This is a genomic window from Kitasatospora putterlickiae (assembly GCF_039527695.1).
Lineage (GTDB): Bacteria > Actinomycetota > Actinomycetes > Streptomycetales > Streptomycetaceae > Kitasatospora > Kitasatospora putterlickiae.
On sequence record NZ_BAAAKJ010000246.1, the window covers coordinates 992 to 1,666 of the forward strand.

Below are 675 nucleotides of genomic sequence, written 5' to 3' on the forward strand. Positions count from 1 at the left end.
CGGCCCCGCAGCAGAGCCGGCCGCGGCCGTACCAGCCGCGCCGCCCCGGCACCACGGCGCCGGACCACGAGTCGCAGGCGCCCACCCAGCCGCAGGCCGCCCAGGGCCGCCCGCAGCAGCCCGGCCAGCAGCCGCCGTCGCAGCAGCAGACCCAGCGGCCGCAGGCCCAGCCGCAGCAGCAGGCCCCGCAGCCGGGCCAGCAGCCGCAGCCCGGCGACGCCCCGTGGCGCCCGTCCGCCAACGACGAGCGCTGGCGCCGTGCCGAGCAGGTCCGCGAGCCGTCGACCAGCGGGGTCACCATGTCGGGCCTGCCCCGGCGCACCCCGCAGGCCAACCTGGTCTCCGGCACCGCCGAGGCGTCCCCGCTGACCGGCCCGCAGGTCTCCCGCGCGCCGGAGGAGGTCCGCGGCCGTCTCACCAACCTGCGCCGCGGCATCCAGCAGGGCCGCCGCGCCGGCGCCGAGCAGGCCGCCGGCCAGGGGCAGCCCAACCAGGGCCAGGGCCAGAGCCGGGCGCAGGCCGACCAGGCCGGTTTCCACCATGGTGCCCAGCAGCCCGGGTTCGATAGCTTCGGGGGCCGGACCGACGGCAACGCCGCAGATCATCAGGAGCGTTGAGTTGAATCAGATGAGCCAGGCCGCACAGAACCTGAACTGGCTGATCACCAATTTCGTG

At 76.7% G+C, this 675-nt stretch carries 1 pseudogene; it reads left to right on the plus strand.

Annotation, left to right across the window (positions count from 1 at the left end):
* Positions 1-617 (plus strand): annotated as a pseudogene (locus tag ABD308_RS24815) (hypothetical protein); the annotation flags it as partial.
* Positions 618-675: the final 58 nt, after the last annotated feature.